Origin of the sequence: Thermomonospora cellulosilytica (assembly GCF_014138835.1) — a bacterium.
GTDB lineage: Bacteria > Actinomycetota > Actinomycetes > Streptosporangiales > Streptosporangiaceae > Thermomonospora > Thermomonospora amylolytica.
On record NZ_JACJII010000001.1, the window covers coordinates 2,012,385 to 2,031,839 of the forward strand.

18 protein-coding genes are annotated in these 19,455 nt (G+C 69.1%); 8 read left to right on the forward strand and 10 right to left on the reverse strand.

The features are described from left to right. Positions 1-2: 2 nt before the first annotated feature. The 3 genes from HNR21_RS09690 to fxlM form a co-directional block, all read right to left on the reverse strand. On the reverse strand, positions 3-515 hold the full coding sequence (locus tag HNR21_RS09690; RefSeq protein WP_182704943.1) for a DUF6879 family protein: 513 nt from the start codon (positions 513-515) through the stop codon (positions 3-5). Then, complete coding sequence (locus HNR21_RS09695) at positions 436-759, reverse strand: hypothetical protein (RefSeq protein ID WP_182704944.1); 324 nt, start codon at positions 757-759, stop codon at positions 436-438. Before HNR21_RS09695 ends, HNR21_RS09690 begins: the two co-directional genes overlap by 80 nt. 361 nt (positions 760-1,120) lie before the next feature. Continuing rightward, positions 1,121-2,350, reverse strand: coding sequence for a methyltransferase, FxLD system (gene fxlM, locus HNR21_RS09700; protein ID WP_182704945.1), 1,230 nt, complete (start codon positions 2,348-2,350; stop codon positions 1,121-1,123). Positions 2,351-2,644: 294 nt separating this feature from the next. Here fxlM and HNR21_RS09705 point away from each other — a divergent pair, with 294 nt between their 5' ends. Then, positions 2,645-3,214, forward strand: coding sequence for a GNAT family N-acetyltransferase (locus HNR21_RS09705; RefSeq protein WP_182704946.1), 570 nt, complete (start codon positions 2,645-2,647; stop codon positions 3,212-3,214). Here the strand turns inward: HNR21_RS09705 and HNR21_RS09710 are convergent. Beyond that, entirely contained in the window at positions 3,169-4,827 is a 1,659-nt protein-coding gene (locus HNR21_RS09710) for an NsdA family TPR-like regulatory protein (RefSeq protein WP_182704947.1), read from the reverse strand. The genes HNR21_RS09705 and HNR21_RS09710 overlap by 46 nt on opposite strands. A 369-nt stretch (positions 4,828-5,196) precedes the next feature. On the opposite strand from HNR21_RS09710, the gene HNR21_RS09715 reads away from it, so the two are divergent. The 7 genes from HNR21_RS09715 (at position 5,197) to HNR21_RS09745 (ending at position 10,040) form a co-directional block, all read left to right on the forward strand. Further along, positions 5,197-5,652, forward strand: coding sequence for an ATP-binding protein (locus HNR21_RS09715; RefSeq protein ID WP_182704948.1), 456 nt, complete (start codon positions 5,197-5,199; stop codon positions 5,650-5,652). Next, positions 5,652-5,804, forward strand: coding sequence for a hypothetical protein (locus HNR21_RS09720; RefSeq protein ID WP_182704949.1), 153 nt, complete (start codon positions 5,652-5,654; stop codon positions 5,802-5,804). The genes HNR21_RS09715 and HNR21_RS09720 overlap by 1 nt, the downstream gene beginning before the upstream one ends. Positions 5,805-6,014: 210 nt before the next feature. After that, positions 6,015-6,266, forward strand: a complete 252-nt coding sequence (locus tag HNR21_RS09725) for a hypothetical protein (RefSeq protein ID WP_182704950.1) — start codon at positions 6,015-6,017, stop codon at positions 6,264-6,266. Between the two features lie 10 nt (positions 6,267-6,276). Continuing rightward, a complete protein-coding gene (locus tag HNR21_RS09730; RefSeq protein ID WP_182704951.1) occupies positions 6,277-6,558 on the forward strand; it encodes a hypothetical protein in 282 nt (93 codons plus the stop codon). A gap of 120 nt (positions 6,559-6,678) precedes the next feature. Next, positions 6,679-7,581 carry a YwqG family protein gene (locus tag HNR21_RS09735; protein ID WP_220500110.1) on the forward strand — a complete coding sequence of 301 codons (903 nt, stop codon included), beginning with the start codon at positions 6,679-6,681 and terminating at the stop codon, positions 7,579-7,581. Between the two features lie 208 nt (positions 7,582-7,789). Further along, on the forward strand, positions 7,790-8,392 hold the full coding sequence (locus tag HNR21_RS09740; RefSeq protein WP_182704953.1) for an ATP-binding protein: 603 nt from the start codon (positions 7,790-7,792) through the stop codon (positions 8,390-8,392). 688 nt (positions 8,393-9,080) lie between these two features. Then, positions 9,081-10,040, forward strand: coding sequence for a hypothetical protein (locus HNR21_RS09745; protein ID WP_182704954.1), 960 nt, complete (start codon positions 9,081-9,083; stop codon positions 10,038-10,040). Between the two features lie 961 nt (positions 10,041-11,001). Here HNR21_RS09745 and HNR21_RS09750 read toward each other — a convergent pair. The 6 genes from HNR21_RS09750 to HNR21_RS09775 all read right to left on the reverse strand — a co-directional run bounded on the left by HNR21_RS09750 (position 11,002) and on the right by HNR21_RS09775 (position 19,357). Continuing rightward, on the reverse strand, positions 11,002-11,970 hold the full coding sequence (locus HNR21_RS09750) for a C40 family peptidase (RefSeq protein WP_182704955.1): 969 nt from the start codon (positions 11,968-11,970) through the stop codon (positions 11,002-11,004). Continuing rightward, positions 11,970-12,884, reverse strand: coding sequence for a replication-relaxation family protein (locus HNR21_RS09755; RefSeq protein ID WP_182704956.1), 915 nt, complete (start codon positions 12,882-12,884; stop codon positions 11,970-11,972). Before HNR21_RS09755 ends, HNR21_RS09750 begins: the two co-directional genes overlap by 1 nt. After that, positions 12,881-15,289: a DUF8128 domain-containing protein gene (locus HNR21_RS09760; RefSeq protein ID WP_312880953.1), complete on the reverse strand. Its 2,409-nt coding sequence runs from the start codon at positions 15,287-15,289 to the stop codon at positions 12,881-12,883. Before HNR21_RS09760 ends, HNR21_RS09755 begins: the two co-directional genes overlap by 4 nt. Further along, the gene (locus tag HNR21_RS09765; protein ID WP_312880954.1) at positions 15,286-16,950 is read right to left on the reverse strand and encodes a VirB4 family type IV secretion system protein; all 1,665 of its coding nucleotides are present in this window, start codon (positions 16,948-16,950) and stop codon (positions 15,286-15,288) included. The genes HNR21_RS09760 and HNR21_RS09765 overlap by 4 nt, the downstream gene beginning before the upstream one ends. A 104-nt stretch (positions 16,951-17,054) precedes the next feature. Continuing rightward, positions 17,055-18,026, reverse strand: coding sequence for a PrgI family protein (locus HNR21_RS09770; protein WP_182704957.1), 972 nt, complete (start codon positions 18,024-18,026; stop codon positions 17,055-17,057). Continuing rightward, positions 18,023-19,357, reverse strand: a complete 1,335-nt coding sequence (locus tag HNR21_RS09775) for a TrbL/VirB6 family protein (protein WP_182704958.1) — start codon at positions 19,355-19,357, stop codon at positions 18,023-18,025. Before HNR21_RS09775 ends, HNR21_RS09770 begins: the two co-directional genes overlap by 4 nt. Between the last annotated feature and the right edge of the window lie 98 nt (positions 19,358-19,455).

Here is a 19,455-nt window from a genome sequence, read left to right on the forward strand (position 1 = left end):
GCTTAGGCAGGGTGGTACTCACGGTGCGGGATCGACACCGCCCAGGCCGCCTCGAAGGAATCGCGGCACAGCTTCACCACCTCGGCGTCCCGGTAGAGCTGCTGTTCGGCCCGGTCGTTGGCGCCATCGAGAACGTTGAAGATCACCATCTCGTCGTCCAGGACGAAGAAGTCGTTGCCCGGCAGCAGCACGGTGGACACCAGCCGCCGGGGAACCCACCGGATGTCCTCGCCGGCATCCACGGCATGTTCGCTGTAGTCGAAGGCGAACCGCTGGTATTCCGACAGCGGCTCGGACACCACCTTCACCCGCCGCAGACTCATCCCCGCCGCGACACGCGCGGCGACCTTGTCACGTGAAGCCTGGGCACTGCGGGCCACCGCCTCGAAGTCACCTGCCCGCCACGCCGCGAACAGCTCACGGTCGACCGCGTAGTCATCCCTCAGCTCCAGCTTGAGGACGCTCCGAGCGTTCCCGATCAGCTCGCCCCGCTGCGCTACCGAGATCAGTTCCATATCGCTCCTTGACGTACCGGCGGACGAACAGCTCCACCAGCGGCTCGGGGATCTCCACGAACGTCTCATCGTCCCCCAGCGCCCGAAGCTGAGCCGCCACCTTGGCCCCGCGCCGCTTGCCCTGCACGATCCAGGTATGCCGGTCGGTCCGGTAGAAAGCCGCGCAGTCGTCCATGTCCACCGAACCCGGGTCCTTGCAGAAGAAGGTGGCCAGCAGGTCGTCGCCGTCGTCAGGATATTGCATGTATTTGCACCTTCCAGGAAGATTCCTTCTCAACCGCGACTGTCGCCTACCTCCTGATGGTCGGTCAAGGTCATCAAGGGCCGCCAGGATGTCAGCCCGCCGAACACCTGTCCGCACTGCGGCACCTCAGCCGGCAGCCAGAGCGTCACGATGACCGGGTGTCGATGTTCTACTGGCCGCCGAGCGCCGGTGTGGTCTTGGTAGGTATCCGGCTGTGACGGACGGATCAACCTCATTGGTTCTTGTTCACCAGGACTTCGGCGACCTGGTAGATCGCCACGGCCTTGCCCAAGCCGAACCAGTCCAGCACCACGTCCAAGTGACCCGCGTACACACCACACCCACGCGGCCGCCGCAGGGCTCAGCTGCCTGGGCGGGCGGTCCGGACGATCACGCGCGTGTGTTGTTTGTCCGCAACCAGCACGCCTTCGGCGTTGGGGGCGGTTCCGGCCGGATGGACCTCGATCCACGTGGTCAGTGACCGGCCGTCACGGTCCCACCTGCGGATCTGATCGGCGAGCCGGTCGGCCAGCTCCCTGCCGCGGGGGCCGTACGCGCAGACGCCTAGTTCGAACGTTCTCTGTGCGTTGTTGGCGCGGGGGGCCTCGCGCATGGTGAGGTAGGCGAACGTGTCGTGATCGAACACGGCCATGCTGCCCCAGAGGTACATGGGCTTGACCAAGCCCTTGTCGACCGCGTCGCCTTGTGCGAGCAGGCGGCAGAACCCGTCCATCGTGGCCAGCCAGAACTCGAAGTGGCCGAGTTCCTCCTCGCCGGCGGTGACGCCCAGCCAGATGTGACACGCAGGGTGATCGAGGGCACGGCCGAGGGTCTGGGCGTCTGCCGATTGCCGGTCGTCGAGCCGCAGGTAGACCTTGATGTCGTCGCTGAGTTTGAGGGTGGGCTCGGGGCAGTGCCCGGCGCCTCGCATCGGGATGAATCCGCAGTACTGCATGGACTGGCTCTGCAGGAAGCCGTTCTGGCGTTCGAGAGCGACCGAACGGGTCAGCCCCCGTACTCGAAGCGGCACCACGATCCTGCCGTCCCGGGTGAGCTGATCGGTCCACGCGGGCGGTATGTCCCAGGCGCCGGCGGTGACGATGAGCCGGTCGTAAGGGGCATGGTCGGGATGGCCGTACTCGCCGTCGCCGCAGACCACCTGCACGTTGTCGCAGCGCGCCGCAGCGAGCCCGCGCCGGGCTGCCTCGACGACGTCATCGTCGATGTCGATGGTCGTCACCTGCCCGTCCGGGCCCGCCAGGTGCGCAAGAAGCGCAGCGTTGTAGCCCGTGCCCGCGCCGATCTCCAAGACGCGGTGCCCTGGCCGCACATCGAGCTGCTCGAGCATCTGCGCGACGACCGCCGGCGCAGAGGCCATGCTGCGAGGCCGGCCGTCCGTCCCCGGGTGGGTGACGACTCCGTCGTGAGCGTAGGCCTTCTCGATTGGGACGCCGGGGACGAACAGATGCCGGGGAACCGCACGCATCGCGGCCTCGACCCGCGCCGTACGGACCGACCGCCACTTGACGAGCTGGTCGACCATCGTGTTCCGAAGCTCTGCCGGGGACACCTGGCCCGCGTCGATGCTCACCCCAGGAAGCCTACGACCACGGCACCCGCTCGTACGGCACCTCAGTGGATTCATCTGGGATGAGTACGGTCCCGCGGTGAAGGCCGCATTAAGCCCGCCGCCCACGCGTGTCAGCTCCACTGCGTCGATCGTGCTGTGCATGGCTGCGCCTGCTTCGTCCAGCCTGTCCTGCCGGATCAGCGCCAACGTCAGGTTGCCGAAGACGATGGCTTGGCTCTTCTTTCGGCGTCGAGTGCCGCGACCAGCGTGTGTATGGCCGTAGTTGTCATCATGGGCGTCTGCGACGATGAGCTCATGGCCGGCACTGCACGCGACGTCGTCCTCACCCACTACACCAGCCAGGCGGCCCGCTCGCTCCTGGACGCCCTGTGCGTGGTCTACGCCGACGCCTACGGAGTTGATCCCTCCGAGAGGAAGACGGACGCCTTTCGCGAGCGGGCGGGCAAGGGGATGGAGCGTGAGGGGTTCGAGCTGGTGACGGCCGAGGCTGATGGCGATCTGGTCGGGTTCGCCTTCGGGTATCCGCTGCCGGCGGGCAACACCTACTGGTGGGAGGGCCTGCGGCCTGAGCCGCCCGAGGGGTTCACGGTGGAGACCGGCACCCGCACGTTCGTTCTGGCGGAGATCGAGGTTCGCCGCGCGTGGCAGGGTAGGGGCGTCGGCCGGCGTCTCCATGACGAACTGCTGTCCGGTCGTTCCGAGGAGCGGGCAACGCTGGCCACCAACCCCAAGGCCGCCGACACGCACGCCGTGTACGAGGCATGGGGCTGGCAGATGGTCGGCCAGGTGCCGGGTACGTCAGGTGACTACTTCGACGCCTACGACTTGTTCGTTCTGCCGCTCGCCAGCGAGCGGCCACGGTAGAGCCTCAGCGTCTCGTCGAGTTCGGCGACTGCTTTGGCGTTGCTCCATTCGTCCAGCTGGCCACGCAGCACGACCAGACGCTGGTCGATGCGCCGCGACGTGTTGACCACGGTGAGCCGGGCAACGTCTCCGAGGATGCGGCATGCCTCGGAGACGTTGCCCTGCTGGATATGGGCTTCGCTCTGGAAGGTGAGCGTCACCGCGTAGTTGTGCAGGTTGGTGGGATCGATCAAGCCGAGTGATGCGGCGGTGGCGTCGAGCGCCTCGTTGGGTCGGTGCCGGAGCAGCGCGCACTCGCTCTCCGTCCCCCAGTAGAACGACTCGTCATGGAAGTACCACCAGCTCGCGGCTGGTTCGGTCGGCTCTACCTTGGCCAGTTCGGTGCGTTCGTTGTCCAGCGCCTCACGGCAGGCATCCCACTCCCTGTCCGCGGCGTAGGCGCGAGCCGCCACGTCGCTTGCGTAGGCCTGCGCCCGAGGGCTGTGGGACTTCCTCGCCCAGACTTCCGCCGCGACCGCATGATCGATGCCGACGCGCGGTTTCCCCTGCCAGGTCGCCAGGTGGCTCATCGTGCACAGGATGTACGTCACCAACTCCACGTTATGTGCATCGTGGGCGGCCGTGCGGGCTTCCTCGTAATAGTGCTCTGCAGCCCGATAGTCGCCCAAGTTGAATAGGAGCCATCCCGCGAGCTGCGTCAGTTCGGCATAGATGGACTGTATGCGAGGAAGGAGTCTGCTCGGCGCGCTGCCTGTCAGGATGCTCTGGATAACGCGGCGCTCGGCCATGACCGACTGCAGGGTGACCTGCGGGCCAAGTACATCACCCTGATGCCGGAAGTCCCGGACCATCTGCTCGGCATGAGAAATGGTGACGCCATCGAGACGGCTGGGATCAGCCAGCACGGCGGCAACGCGCTCATTTTCGTCTGGGTTCAACTGGTCGAACACAGGTGAGGCGGCGGCCACAGCCAAGGCACTGCTGAGCTTGAAGAGGAGCGTCCGTCGGTCAAGGTCGGGATTGAAGCGTTCAGCCCACATGGTCAGTATCCGTGCCAGTTCATTGAAATCAACGTGCTGCACACCTGCCATCAGCTTTTCGGCGCTCTCCACGGGAACCAGAGCAGCGCCGGGCGGATACAGCGCAAGTGACGACGACTTCGTCGCTGGCTCAGCGGGCGCTGCGTCGTCGGTAATGGCACCGCTGGGTACTACGGTGTTCTTTGCGTTCGGTATCCGCGTTTGGTAGGCGTCATCAAGGTGGCGGTAGTCGGCGCAGTCGGCGAGGAGATCGACGACGCTGCACTCGTAGAGCTCCGCCAAACGGCTGAGTACGCCCAGCGACGGCTGATGGCCGGTGCTGCTGGGCCATTGCTCCCAATAGGAGATGTTCTTGAAGGTGCGGGGCTCGTCCGGCCAGCGTTCATTCCAGGCGTCGGCGACGTCCTTCTGGCTCATGCCATGGACCAGGCGCATCGCTACCCGAGCATTGACGCGGTAGCGCTCACGGAAGACGGCGGCGATCTCCGACCAGGTTTTTCCTTCGGCTCGGAGCTGTGCACTGAGCGCGGCCTGCTGCTGTCTGACACTTGAGGGCCGTTCGCGCATGCCCATCCGCCTTCCTGGTGGAAACCGGCTATGCCGTTTGACCTCCTGCTTCAGCACAGTACCCCCGTGCTGCAGGCGGGGTTAGCCCCTCGGAGGCCGCCTTCGCCGGAGTTCCCGGTGAAACCGGGAAGTCCCCGAGAAGGTCACGGTTGGTCAGGGTGGAGTGACGTAACGCACGGCTGGGACGGTGTGAGCACACGTCGGAAGCCTGCCACCGACCAGTTTCCGAGGAGGGCGCGCTGGTTGGTGGTGACAAGCGCAGGGTCGGCGCCGTGGTGAGCCTTCGCTCCCCACCCCCGCAGTAGAGGGCTCCACGAGCCAAGCTCCGGCGCCGGCCCTGCCTCATAACGTCAGCACCAGGAGGTCCCGCCCCACATGTCCCCGCATCTCAACAAATCAGACAATCCTGCGGTGCTGCATTCACCCGTCTCAAAGGGGCTGCCATGCCTTGCTGAACGCATATGCATGTCGGTCCCGCCCGTTGCAGCGTCCGTTGGGATCGCGCGGGCGTTCGTAGCGCGTCGGCTCACCGTTATCGGCCGCACCGACCTGGTGGAGAACGGCGTGCTCATCACCTCGGAGCTGGTGAGCAACGCCGTTCAGGCGCTGGAACGCTCTGGTCTGCAGATTCCTGTTGCGGTGCGGATCGTCATGGATGGGGAGCGACCGCAGATCCAGGTGTGGGATGCGAGCGAGGACGTTCCGGTAGCGCACGGTTCCGCCGATCTTCTCGCCGAGGGCGGCCGGGGGCTGCTGCTGGTCGATGCCCTGGCTCACTCCTCCGGGTGGCGGGCGGAGCGGGTGGGCAAGACCGTGTTCGCGACGTTGTGATGGGTGGTCAGCTGGGCGAGGCGCTCACCGAACTGTTCGTCCTGGCCGGGATCCTGCTGACCGTTGGCACCGTGGTAGGGATCGCCGGCTCGGTCACGGCGCTGTACCTCCGGCGTGCCCGGCGTCGCGCTCGCCACCGCAGGAGGAAGTGATGGGGCGGGCTGCCGTTGCTCGTGATGGCATGCGGCTGCTGGAGAAGGCGGCACATGCCGCAGGGGAGAGTACGGGCGCTTTCGTTCACCTGCCGGACGAGGCCACCGGTGCTCGGCCATAGCGGAGGTGGGCACGCTCAGCGTGCGTTGCTGCAGGGCATTGACCTGCCTGGGGTGGCGAGTATTGGGATGTCGACATCCGATCCGTGTGTGGCCCACCTGGAGGTCCTTAGCCGGTGCCTGGAGCAGAACGGCGGCATCGGTATCTCGCTGATGCGTAACCGGTGCGGTCCGGCGGTGTTGAAGGCCACGTATTCACATCCGTTCCGGCCGCCCGAGGACATCGTCTGCGAGCGGGAAGAGGGCGAATGGTGGAGCGATGGCCGGGCCGTAGCCCCGGCCGATGACCCGGAGGAAATGGTCCGCGCGACCGCCTGCGACTCCTGGAGGGGACGGGTGTGAGCGGGTAACGGTGGCGGTGGACGAGGCGGGCCGCTGGGTTCCTGCGGCATGTGCCGACCCGTTGTATGCGGTGTGGCTGCTGGCACGGCGGGAGTTCGGCAACGAGTTCCCCAGCATCACGATCTGGTTCGGGCTGGCCACACGCAAGTGGTGGGCGCTGGTGCCCGCTCCAGGCGGCTGGTGGGTGCTGGACTCCCCTCATCCCGAGGATCTGCGGATGCAGATCCGGGGGGCAATGAGGTCCTGGTCAATTTTCGCCCCCAGCACCCCCGGTGATTCGGTAGCGACCTGATCTGTACGCAGAACCACCTTTTGGTCGCGCGCTTGGCGCGAACGGTTGCCTCCTCGGCTCGGACTCTGCGCTGTCACCGGCCGCCCCTAGGCTCCTGCTCGACCGATGGGAGGAGCCACGTTGGCTGGAGAGTCGCCGCGGCTGACCACGCCGCCGAAGCCGGTGCGCATCGAGCAGGTCTTCCCCGAGTTGCGGTCGCTGGCGCGTACGACGGTCCGCCTGCACCCGCGTCCTGGCCGGCCGGGAACGACCGAGAGTTCCCTGGGCGGTCCGCTGCTGTGGCCCGCCGACGAGCCGTGGCCGCACTGCGCGGAGTTCGACCGGCACTATGCCTTCGAACGGGATCTGCCCAGTGAGCCGCTGCCGCTGGTGCCGATCCTGCAGTTGTTCGCCCGGGACGTCCCCGAGCTGCCCTTCCCCGCGGGCACTGACGTCTGCCAGGTGCTGTGGTGCCCGCTGGACCACGATCCCCTCTACTGCCCGGACGTGCAGGTCCGCTGGCGGGACAGCGCTTCGATCACCCGCCCGCGCACAGAGCCTCCACCTGTCGACCTGGAGTACAGCGCGGACAACTACCTGCCTCGTCCGTGCGCCCTGGCCCCCGAGCGCGTCACCGAGTTCCCTCATTACAGCGATCTGGACCCGGAGCTGGCCCGGCGGATCACCGCATGGGAGGAGCAGATTGAGCGCCGGTGGCGCTACCACTATCACCTGTCGGTCGCCCCCGGCACCAAGGTTGGCGGCTGGGTCCACTGGATCCAGGACCCCATCTGGCTGACCTGTGAGTGCGGCCATGCCCTGGAGCACCTGCTGACCATCGCCAGCGGTGAATCAGATGGCCAGTCCTGGAAAACCTGGACCCCCGCCGAGGAGCATCCCGGCATGGACGCCAACGGGCGCCCGCGCCGAAGGCTCGATCGCAGACCCGCCGACCTCATGATCGGCGACGTCGGAGACGTCTACCTGTTCACCTGCCCGCAGTGTGAACACCGCCCCATCACCACACTCACCCAGTGCTCCTGAAACGATGGCGGCCTCTGCCGCTGTTTGTACCGTGACCAGGTGGTCAGTCTGGACTGCGGGACGGTAGGCTCCGGTCTGTCTCTGTCCGGTGGTCCCCGCTGTCTAATGGCGGAGCAGATTGCATTCGGCCGGGCAGTTCAGATGGCCGCACAGCAATCAGCTGCGCGGCCATCTGCTTGTCCGAGTAAGGTGCGTTCTTCAACGTGACTTGACCGTTGGTGACGAGGTGTTCCCTGATGGGGGTCGGGCCGCCCGTGTGAATGGCCTGCCGGTGCTCGCCGGGGGTGTGGGCGGCGTGATCCGAATGGGGGACGAATCCATGGGCAAATGCACGATCGGGTACGGGTCGGCGGCGGCGTGGCTGCGGTCGCCGGAACCGATGCGGTGGCGTCGGACTTATCCGGGCCGGGCTGATCAGGTGGCGGTGGCGCGGAAGTTCGCCGTGTCACTGTTCGCGGGCACCGGCTACGAGGAGGAAGTGGCGTTCATTGTCAGCGAGCTGGCGGCCAACGCGATCCGGCACACGAACTCCGGACACCACGGAGGCTGGTTCGGCGTCGAGCTGGTGCTCGATGACGTGGCCTATATCGGGGTCACCGACCAGGGCGGCGGAGGCGTTCCGACCGTCGTGCCAGAGACACCGGGGGAGCCGCAGGCGGAGCACGGGCGGGGCCTACGTGCCGTCTCCCAGCTCGCCATGGCCCTGGGCATCCACGGCAGCCCGAACGGAGGGCACACGGTCTGGGCTGACCTGGACTTGTGCGTCGAGACCAGTACCAGGCCAGATCTGCATGCGGTCCTGGCCTCGTGACCGGCGGGGACCAGCCTGAAAGTGGCAGGCTGGTCCCCGCTCCACGATAGGCGAGCCTGACCTCTGGCCCTGCCCGCTCGGCCCTCTGACGAGGGTGGCGGGCAGGGCCTTTGGGCTTTCTACGGCTGGTACGAGGCGGGCTCGTCGCTTGTTCGTCGTTGGGGATGTTGTTCGGTCTGTCGCTTGGTGTGCTGTTCGGGCTGCTCCTTATGAGCGGCAGATCCGAGGGGTGGAGTCTCTGCGGGTCGGGCGGGTTTTGGGTCTGCTGTTCGTGGCCCCAACTGCCTCCGGGGAGGCACAACCATGAATGTAGGCGTAGGCAGGAGACGGCCGGTGAGTCCGGTGACGGACGCCCGTAAGGATGCTGCGCTGCCGACGGGATGTTGAGTGGACGCGCTCTATTTTCCTGCTTCCCTTCTCTTGTTATGGTGTGGCGCGAGAAGTGCCGCCATCCTCGTTCTGCTGGTCCCGCTTTTGAGTGCATTCAAGTGCCGGCGGGCTGCTATTTCGTCAAACCGTGCTGGTGTTCAGTATGGAGAGGTAAGCCTCTCCAGCCGTTATGGTGACCGGGAAAATCGGTGCGCGGGCTTGAGTTCGGCGGGTGGTCGAGAAATCGTGGTGCCATCACACGGAACACGGCGGCGAAAAATGCCGCCGCCGCGAACGCCGAACGAAAGGGACCGTGAAAATGGCTGCGAAGAAGAACACCGCCACCCCGGCCGCTGACATCGCCGCTGACGCCACGACCACCGCCACCGGCCCGGACACCACCGGCGCTACGGGCGGGGCCGCTGCGGCGGTGTGGGACGCGGTGGTGGCCAACCCCGGCGCGACCGTGCCGGTGATCGCGAACGCGGCGGGGGTCACGCGGGCGGTGGCCAAGGCCGAACTGGCGGCGCTGGCCGAGGCCGGGCGGGTGGTGTGCACGTCCGGCGGCCGTGGGGACAACGGGCGGGCGCTGCCGGACACCTGGGCACCCGCCCCCGGCATCCCGGACGGGGACGCACAGGCCGCTGAACCGGCGGACGCCACCGGCCCGGCCGAACCGGTCGCCCCGGCCGGGCCGGCGGTGACGGCGGAGGCGATCCAGGAGGCGATGCGGATCATGCAGGCCGAGGCCGACCGCCGCGCGCAGGCGGAGGCCGAACTGGCCCGTGCGGCGGCCGAGGAGGAGGCCCGGCGGGCGAGGGTGCTGGCGGAGTTGGCCAAGGCGCGGACGGTGGAGGAGACCCGCAGGGCGCTGGCCGACCTGCTGGCGGCGGTGACCACCACCTACACGGCGGTCGTGTCGGGTGATGAGGCGGCGATGACGGCGGGTCTGGAGCGCATCTATGCCGCCACGAACACCGTGCGGAAGGCATCCAAGGTCGGCACGGTCCGCACCGGCGGCAAGGGCGGCGGTGGGGCGGGCGCGGACCGGGCCGCGCCTCGGCCGTTGCGGCCGGAGGTGATCGCGCACCTGAACGCGCACCCAGGCAAGGAGTTCACCCCAGCCGAGATCGCCAAGGTGCTGGGCCGGTCCTCGGGTGCGGTGGCCAACGCCCTGGAGACCCTGGCCAAGAACGGCGAGGCCGTGCTGACCAGCGAACGTCCCATGCGCTACACCGCCGCGATCCCGGCGGCCGGTGGCCAGGCTGACGCCTCGTAGGGCGTCCAATGCTCCGGACGGGGCGGGGGCCGGATCCGGCCCCCGCCCCGTCCGTTTGCGGCGCTCAGATCGCTGCTGACGCCTGTTCTGGACGATGATTTGGGCTTAAAAGACCTAAGGTGCAGACCGAAACGTTGTTGCAGGGTTGAGCGGTCTGCACGGCATGGCTGGTTATCCGGCTGATGACTGCAGCCATCGGAACCTTCATCGTCGAAGGCGCGGCTGGTCAGGCCGAGGTCTGGCTTGGTTGCCCATGCTGAAACGCCGTCCCGGACCTAGAGGTGGCCGCACCCTACGGGCAGAGGGCGTGCGTGTGCATATGCACGCGTGCAGATGCAATTGCATCAGCGTTGCCCGACCTGTACGTTAAGAGCGGCATCACCCAGTACTCCCTGCTGGTAGACCTCGCCGGCGGCCTACCGGCCCGGAAGGGAGGTGATGCAAGGGTGGCTGACGACCGTGATCGTCAGGACCGGTGCCAGCCCTCCACGAACCGAGCGTCGCTCTGGCAGAGGCTTCTCGTCGTCGCGGCGGCAGGGCGGCTCGTGGCGGAACTGGTGCGCTGGGTCCGCGAGTGGTTGAACAGCGAAGGCCCCGCGGGACCTCACCTCTGACGAGGTGACGACCCCCAGGGCCTCCCGACAGGGGCTCCTTGGCGGTGCGTCTCCCCAGACACCATGGCCGCCATGGGGCCCCTCTTCATGCACGGCTCCATAGGTTTGATCACTCAGAGCCGGACAACAGAGCTGATTACGCTAAGTACCTACCGTGAACCGTACCAGGTTGTACAGCTGATTTGGACATTTGGACAGTAGATGCGCTGACGGGTGCCTGTCCCTATTGACCGAAACCCCTGTCTGACTGAGCCCGACCGCGGATGCCCGCGAACACGGCCAACTCGGACCCCGGCGTGGCGAAGGCCCACTGGGGGGTGTTGTGAGGGCGGGCGTCAGACCGGGCGTCAGGGCGGCGGGTGTCGGTGGGTGGGGCGGGCGTAGCCGACGATGTCGGAGCGGGTGTTGATGCTGGCGATGCGGACCGTGAGGCCGGTGCGGGGGGCTTCGACCATGCGGCCGGGGCCGATGACCAGGCCGACGTGACCGGGGGCGGTGGACGTTCCGTAGGCACCCCGGAAGAACACCAGGTCGCCTGGTCTGGCGTGTGCGGCGGGTACGTGGGGGAGGGTGCGCCACTGTTCCTGGGTGGTGCGGGGGATGGTGATTCCGGCCTGGTGCCAGGCGTACTGGACGAGGGATGAGCAGTCGAAGCCGACGGTTGCCGCGCCTCGTCCGAAGCCTCGGGTGGGGCCGTTGATGTTGCCGCCGCCCCATGAGTAGGGGGTGCCGATCTGGCGGAGGGCGGCCTTGACGGCGATGGCGGCGCGGCCGGTGGCCGGTAGGGCTGTGCAGGTGCCGCTGTCTCGGGCGTACTCGGCGGCGCGGTCCAGGACCTTCTGCACGTACCAGGTGGCGTGGTTGTACCGGAACAGAGCGCGTTCCATGTGGGCGGGTGCGCCGTTGTGTTTGAGGTATGCGGCGGCGGCCGGGATGGCGTCGGCGGGATCGTAGACGTTCTTGTGGCCGTCGCCGTTGCCGTCCACTCCGAACGCCGCCCAGGTGCCGGGCATGAACTGCATCGGTCCGGCGGCTCCGGCGTGGTTGGTGCCGGAGGCGATGCCGGGGTGGGGGCCTCGGCCGTGGTCGGACTCGATGGAGCCGACGGCGGCTAAGACGTTCCACGGGACGCCGTAGTGGGACTCGGCCTGCATGTAGAGGGCCAGATAGGCGGCGGGGATCTGGGCGCGTGCCGTGCGGCCCGGGGCCGACAGGCAGGAGGCATCCCCGCCCGGCGACGTGGCACCGAGGGCGGCGACGAAGACGACGATCAGCAGGATGCCCACGATGGCCGGGACGGCGACCGCTACCGGCATCAGGCGCCCCCGGCGGGACGCGGGCTGCCGGTGGCCCATGCGTGTGCCAGCGCCGACAGGCGCCGTCGCGGGCCGGTGGTGCCGACCGGCAGCCATACCGGCCCGGCGGGGCCGTCCGGGGCGGTGGCGGGCGTGTGGACGGCGGTGGCCACCGGAACGTCCGGGGCGCCGAGGGCGGCGCGGAGGTTGGCTTCGCGGGTCGGGCTGGGGAGCCAGAACAGGACGGGTGTGGTGATGCCGGTGGACTCGGCGAGTGCGGCGTAGCCGTTGAGTTTGGCGGCGACCCGGCGGAGGGTTTCGGTGCCGGTGTCGTGCTCGAGGAAGAAGTCGACCGTGGCCGGCTGTCCGTTCTCCTGCGGCTCGGTCCAGCGGCCGAAGGCGTCGGGGCGGGCGAGGTCGCCCCACAGGGAGGCGCATCGCTGCTCGGACCACCACTCGGTCAGGGCCGTGCCGTTCCCTTGGCGGCGGGCGTGGGCGTGCAGGCGGGTGAAGAAGTCGTTGACGCCGACCTGGTGGCCGAGTCTGGAGGACAGGGCGATGGCCGAGGCCCTGTCCTGGCGGTATCCGAGTTCCTTCGGGCTGACGCCGCGCTGGGCGGCCAGGACGTGAGCGCCTGCGGGGCCGAGCACCCAGTGCTGGGGGCGGGTCCCGATGGGCGTCCAGGGCTGGAACCGCAGCAGGACGGACAGGCCGCGGAGCTCGGCGAGGCGCTGGCGGGCTCGGCTCGGGCTCGGGAAGAAGACCGCGGTGATCTGGTCGGTGGTGAGGACGCGGTGTTCCCACACCAGTTCGAGGAGCTGCCGGTCGCGGTCGGTGAGCCGGTACGCGAGGTCGGCGATCAGTTCCGGGCTCATCCTGGGCGCGAGGGTGGCGAGGCCGCGCATCCGGTTGGCCGGGGTCTTCGGTCGGGTCATCGGGTTCGCCTTTCGTCTGTCCGTGGATCGGTCGGGAGCACGGGTCGCCGTGCCTGTGTCTTGACTGCGTAGGTCTGGCGGGAGGCCGCGCGTACGGCCTCCTCGCGTCCGGGGACGGGATCGGGGAGCGGCCGGGTGCGGAACGTGAAGGCCGACGAGAGCCCACCGCCGGTGACCAGGCGGCCGGCGGCCTGGTAGGCGCCCAGGTGGGACAGGTCGTGCGGGGTGAGCAGCGGGGTGACGTGCCGGGCGAGGTCGGTGGCGTCCTCGGGGGAGGTGGTGAAGTAGATCTTGTTGCGGGCATCCGCCGACACCGCCTCACGCAGATCCTTGGGGAGCTGCGACAGATGCTGGTGGGCGATGACGAGGCTGAACCGGTAGGCGCGGGCCTCGGCGAGGACGTCGCCGATGGAGCCGGGCAGGTTGAGGAAGTTGTGGGCCTCGTCCACATAGGCGGCGGCATCGGGCCGGTCGCCCTCGGGGACCTTGGCGCGCGGGGTGATGGCCTGCCAGGTGTGCGCCAGCAGCATCGACCCGAAGAGCCGGGCGGCGTCCTCACCCAGCACGCCCTTGGGCAGGCGGGCCAGGACCAGCCCGCCCCGGTCCAGGGTGCGGCCGAGGGCGACGGTCGAGGCGCGGCCGGACAGGGCGTCACGGACGAACGGGCGCAGCAGGACCGCGCGGAGCTTGTTCATCACCGGGCTGATCACCCCCGACCGGGCGGCCGGTGACAGCTCGTCGTAGGAGGCCCAGAAGCCTCGCAGCAGCTCGTCATCGAGCCTGGCGACCACCCGCGCCCGGTACGGACTGTCGGTGAGCAGCCTCGGGACATCGGCGAGGGTGGCCTTCGGCCCGTGGGCTCGGGTGAGCGTCAGGCAGGCCGAACGCATGAGGTCGTCCAACCTGGGGCCCCAGGCCGAGGAGAAGCAGCGGCGGAAGATGGTCACGATCGAGTCCACCGCGAACGCCGGGTCTGGGCCGGCCAGGACGTTGATGCAGGGTGGTGGACCGTCCTCGGAAGGGTCGAAGACCACCGTGCGGCCGATCGCCCGTTCCGGGAGCCGCCCCAGAACGTCGGTGACCAGGTCGCCCTTGGGATCGATGACCAGCGCGCCCCGTCCGGCGTGGGCGTCGGCGAGGATCAGGCTGGCCAGGAAGGTGGACTTGCCGACGCCGGTCTGCCCGAGGACGTGCACGTGTTGCCGGGCGGCGGGAACGGTCAACGCGACCGGCCGGGGATATCCGGCGTCCGCATCACCCAGCACCCGCACCGGCCCGGCCGTGCGCGCCGACACGGTCGGGGGCGGCGGGACCGGACGGGCACCGGCCCGGGTGACGCCCGGTGCGGCCAGGTCGTACGGGAGATGTGCGATGGCCGCCAGTTCGGCCACCGACAGCAGATAGCCCCGGTCTAGGCGGCGGGACGCGAGCCGGGCGGCGGGTGCGTGCAGGCGCTTGCGGCGCAGGTACTGGTGACCGGACGAGTAGAGCGCGAACGTCGAGGCGACCTCGTGCGCCCGGCCTCGTAGCCACCCTCTCGCCGTGTCTTCCGGGCGGTCGGTGGCGACGGCGTACCGGATCTGCACGGCGAACCGCGGTTGGGCGGCCTTGTCGAGGATCGCCCGGACCTGCTCGGCGCGTTCGGGAAACATCCGGGCCAGCTCACCCGGCCGCGCGTGCCCGGACCCACCGGGCATGAGCAGGTCGAACACCTTGCCCTGCGCGGCGGTCGAACGGCCTCCACGCAGGGCCGAGGCGGCGCGGTGGGCCAGGCGCAGGCGGCGGCCGGTGACCGGGCGGGCCACCACCTGCACGGCGATGCGTTCGCCTCGGCGCAGCCCGGAGACGGCTCCCAGCAGCGCCCGCAACGGGTCGGAGTCGTGCCGATGCTCAAGCGGGTAGTGATCGGGCCGCGCCAGGACGAGACTGCCCCCAACCAAGGACACCGAGGACGGGACCGGCGGCGTCGCTGGCCGGGTGGTGATCGTCGCGCCGGGCCAGGCTGATCGGATCGTTTTCTCGACCAGCCCTGGCGGCACCACACCGGGAACCCAGATCTGCACCCGCAGCCCGGTGGCGTCGGCGATGTACTCCCAGGCCAGATGCGGCTGCCCGAAGAGGGCGCGCTTCCATGCCGGGGCGGTGAGGCCGACGAGGTGCGTCCACCAGGCCGCGGCGCTGGACTCCTCGACATGCGGCGGAACGGCGACCTCGATCAGCCGTGCCCCGTGCGCGAGGCTGTCGTTCCGCCACGTCCACACCAGCCGCCGCGCCCAGGCGCACAGGCTGGCCCCCGCCAACGAGAGCACGGCAAGAGGCGGACCGTATTCGCCGGCCAGCGCGAGGAAGCGTTCCGGATTGTCGGCGAGGTCCACCCAGCCGCCGGCATGGGCAAGCAGGCTCACAGCGGATCGACCTCCTCACCGGCGGCCTCGCGCTGGGCGAGTTCGGCCGGGTCGGTGGTGGCCAGGTCGTGCTCCTGATGGCTGGCCACCGCGTAGAAGGCGGCCCGGTCACTGCCGACCCCGCCGCACAGCAGCGCCTCGCCCCGGTCGGCGGCGAGCAGGAACGCCTTCTCCCCGCCGGTCAGGTTGAACGCCGCGCCTATTTCCTCGATGACCTGCGGAGACTGCCGCAGCAAGATCTGCGTTGCGGAGTTGGCGATCACCGCGCGGCCCAGATCGGAACCCAGCAGATCGGCGGCGTCCTGGGTGACCACGGCCAGCCCCGCCCAGTGTTTGCGCGCCGCCTTGGCCAGCCGGTACAGGAACTTCGCGCCCTCGCCCTCCTGCATGAGCGTCCACGCCTCGTCGACCACGACCAGCCGCCTGCGCCGGTCGTCGGGGTTGGAGACCCGCCGCCAGATCGCATCCAGCGCGAGCAGCATCCCGACCGGCCGTGTCTCCTCCGGCAGGTCCCGCAGCGAGAACACGATCAAGTGCCCTTCCGGCCGGGTCGTGGTCGGCCCGGCGAACAACCCCCGGTAGGAGCCGGTCACATACGGAGCCAGCCGCGCGGCCAAGTCCGCACCCTCCGGGCTGTCGTCACGGGAAAGCCGGGCGGCAAGGTCGGCCAGCAGCGGCGCCGGGCGCCTCCACGTACGCCGGTCGGAGCTGATCCCGCACTCGGCATAAGCGGCCACCACCGCCCGGTCCAGAACGGCCCGGTGCGCGGGGCCGAGCGGTTCGCCGAGCATCGCGCTCACGAGCGTCTGGATGAACAGCGCCCGCCGGATCAGGGCGTCATCGTCGTGCTGGTCGGGCAGATCGAACGGGTTGAAGCACACCCCAGGCGCACCGAGCCCGATGTGGGTACCGCCGACCGCCTGAGCGAGCCGCCGGTACTCGTCCTCGGGGTCCACCACGGCCACCTCGACCTGGTGGAACAGCAGCCGCAGCACCTCCAGCTTGGTGAAATACGACTTGCCCGCCCCCGACCGGGCGATGGTCACGGAGTTGTGGTTGTCGCAGGCGAACCGGTCCCACCACACCGCCCCCGACGAGTAGACGTTCAGCCCGTACAGCACCGGCGTCCGCCCCAGCCGCGGCTCCAGGTCGGGCGAGGTGAACGGGAACGAGGCCGCCAACGCGCTCGTGTCGAACGCCCGCCGCAGCTTCACCGCATCGCTGGCCAGCGGCAGCGTCGCCACCCACCCCTGCAAGGCCCGGAACGTCGTCGGCTGCGCATCCAGCAGCAGCGACGCGGCCAGCGCCCGGACCCGCTGAACCTCGGCCTCCAGCTCCTCGGTGTCGCCGGCGTGCACCGTCAGATACAGGCTGACCCGGAACAGACGGCCATGTCCCCGCGCCAGCGAGGCCGCGAGAGTGGCGGCGTCATCGGCGGCGGCCTCGGCGGCGAAGTCCGCCAGACGACCGTGATCGGCATCCGTACGAGCCGACGCCTCCAGCAGGGCGAGCTGACGCCGCAACCGCTGCACCGCCACCAGTGGCGGGATCGGCTCCACATGCAGCGACACATCCAGCCGCCCCGGATAGGTGATCAAAGGCTCCAGCCAGCCCGCGCCGACCTCGCGCGGATAGCCGACCACGGCGAAGGATGCGCACACCCCACCGGGCAACTCCAGCGACTGAGCCCCGACCCGTAGCGCCGAAGGCCCCATCCCCTCTGTGGCGTTCGTCGGCGCGGGAGGGCGGCGCAGAAACGACGGGATCACGACCCACCTCCACGAGCGGTGATGACGTCACCAGGACCGGCCATCTCCGGCGGGCGGATGTCCGCCGGGGCCAGTGAGGAGGCCAGCACCTCGGCGCACGCCGTGGCGTCCAGCAGCCGCGCGCTGACACCCAGCACGCCCAGCGCCCGCACCGCCTCCTCGGCCCGGCGCACTACCACCGCGGCCCCGGCATCCCGCAGCACCTTCCGGGACCGGCCCCACGTAGCAGGCCGCTGCTCGTAGGCCGCATCGCGGAGAACGACGAGGACCTCGCGTGTCAGCAGTTCCTGGGACGCCTCCAGCTCGGCCAGGTACGCCGCATGGTCACGGGCGGCCTGCTCCAATGCCGGATCGGCCAGCCGCGGCGCCGCCTCGTTCACCTGAGCGACGATCGAAGACAGATCCACCGGCCGCGCCCGCACGAGAATCTGCGCCGGAGCCTCCAGCGAGTTGAGCCACCGCCCGAACGCGGCCACCAGCGCGGCCTGTTCGGCGGCCGTCCGCAACCCGAACGCCACCGTTCCGGCCCGGACGATCGCAGCCGTACCGCCGTCGGCGAGCTCCAGCACCCCGTCCTCGCGCACCGCCCGCACCGGCAACCGCAACGGGTCGGGGAGCCGCCCCCGCACCCGGCACCACACCGGAGGCGGCTGCACACCTTCCGGTGCACTGACCCGTTCCTTGGGCGAACGCAGATGGACCAGCGCCGCGAGCAGGTAGCGGTCCAGGCTCATCCCGTCGTGCCGGGCCAGCGCCAGCACCGCCCCACCACCGACGACCGGCAGCAGAAGCGCCGCCACCAGCGGGAACGGCAGCCTGTCACCCAGGGCCATGTAGCCCCAGGTGGCCACCAGCCCCGTCACGGCGAGAATGGCGACCTGCCGCGCCGTCAGCCCGTACAGGATCTTGTCGGGCTGCTCGACGTCCGCCGGGATCTTCGCCGTCAGTCCCTCGTCCTGGTCGCTCACGACGTCCCGCCGTTCCGCTTGGGCGGGTCAATGCGCAGGGTGAGCTGACGCCGAGGCACCGGCCGCTTGGGCATCCCCGGAAGCATCAGCTGACGAGAACGCGCCCGCGGCCTCCCCGCACCGGCCGGCGGCTTCGGCGCCGGTGGCCGAGGAACGCGAGTCACCTTGATCGGCAACGCCAGCTGCACCGGCCGCGCCTTCTGCGGCTTGCGCTGAATGGGGATCGGCAAGGCGAGCTGCACCGCCCGTCCGCTCGCCGGTGCCTCGCCTTCCTCGGGCTCGTTCGATCCGGATGGAGCAGTAGGCGGCTGCCTGGAAGACCCCAGTCCGGCCGATGTCGGCGGCGGAGGAGCACCTCGCCCACGTCCCGCCGGAGCCGCAGGCCTGGGAGCCGGCCGACGACCGCCGTGCTTGACGAGCCCCTGCGACATGCCGCCGCCACGTCTGTTCATGAGCGCCCCCACGCTTCGGTAGAGCACGAACGTCTTCAACATCTGGCCGAGCAGACGCGGCTGGGCGGGCTGCCACACCGAACGCGCCACCCACGACGGAATGCGGATCAACACCCACAGCAGCGCGATCGCCACCAGCAGATCCGTCAGATCGGCCTGGGGCGAGATCCCGAGAACCTCCCCGTCGTTCTCCTCGACCTCGCTGAACAACAGCCGGAAAACGGTGGCCAGCACGAGCGCCTGACAGACCTGAATGGCCAGCACCCCGGTGATGCCGCGCCACCACAACCGAGCGATCCCCTCGGTCACGGGCAGGGCATGGAACATCAACGCCACCGGAGCCGCCGCGACGAGCACCATCGTGATCGCCAACCGCACGATGTAGATGAAGGCGACGATCAGCGCCATCACGATCACCGCCAGCGCCACCAGCGCATAGAACGTCCCGCCCGTGGCAACGAGCGCGACGACGCTCCCGCCGAGCGAATCAGCGACCACACCCGCATCGATCGCTTCCGCCCCGGACTGCAGAAAGGCCTGCGCAAGCCCATTGGCGAACGAGATCCCATGCCCGACGAAGATCAAGCTCACGTTCGCCGCAATGAACGCCGGCACCAGCCGAGGCAACACCTCACCGGGAGCGAGCCCACCCGGAACCGTCTGCCCGGACATGACCAGCACACCCGCAAAGGCCACCAGCAGCACGAAACAGGTGTTGGCGATCACCTGCGAGGCGCCCCATAACTGACGCGCCCGCGCCATCTCCGCAGAATCGACCTCCGGAGTCCCCAGCACCGTGTCCCCCAGAAACCGGAACACCGGCTTGGCCGCCGAGGTGACCAGCTCCTGAAACCACCCGTTCACGGCCTCCTTGGCCATGCAGCTGAACTCCGCGAATCCACAGCCGTCCTCCTGCTGCTTCTTCCAATGCGCGTAAGGAGACTGCGGATCCGTCACCCACTTACCGGGCTCGACCT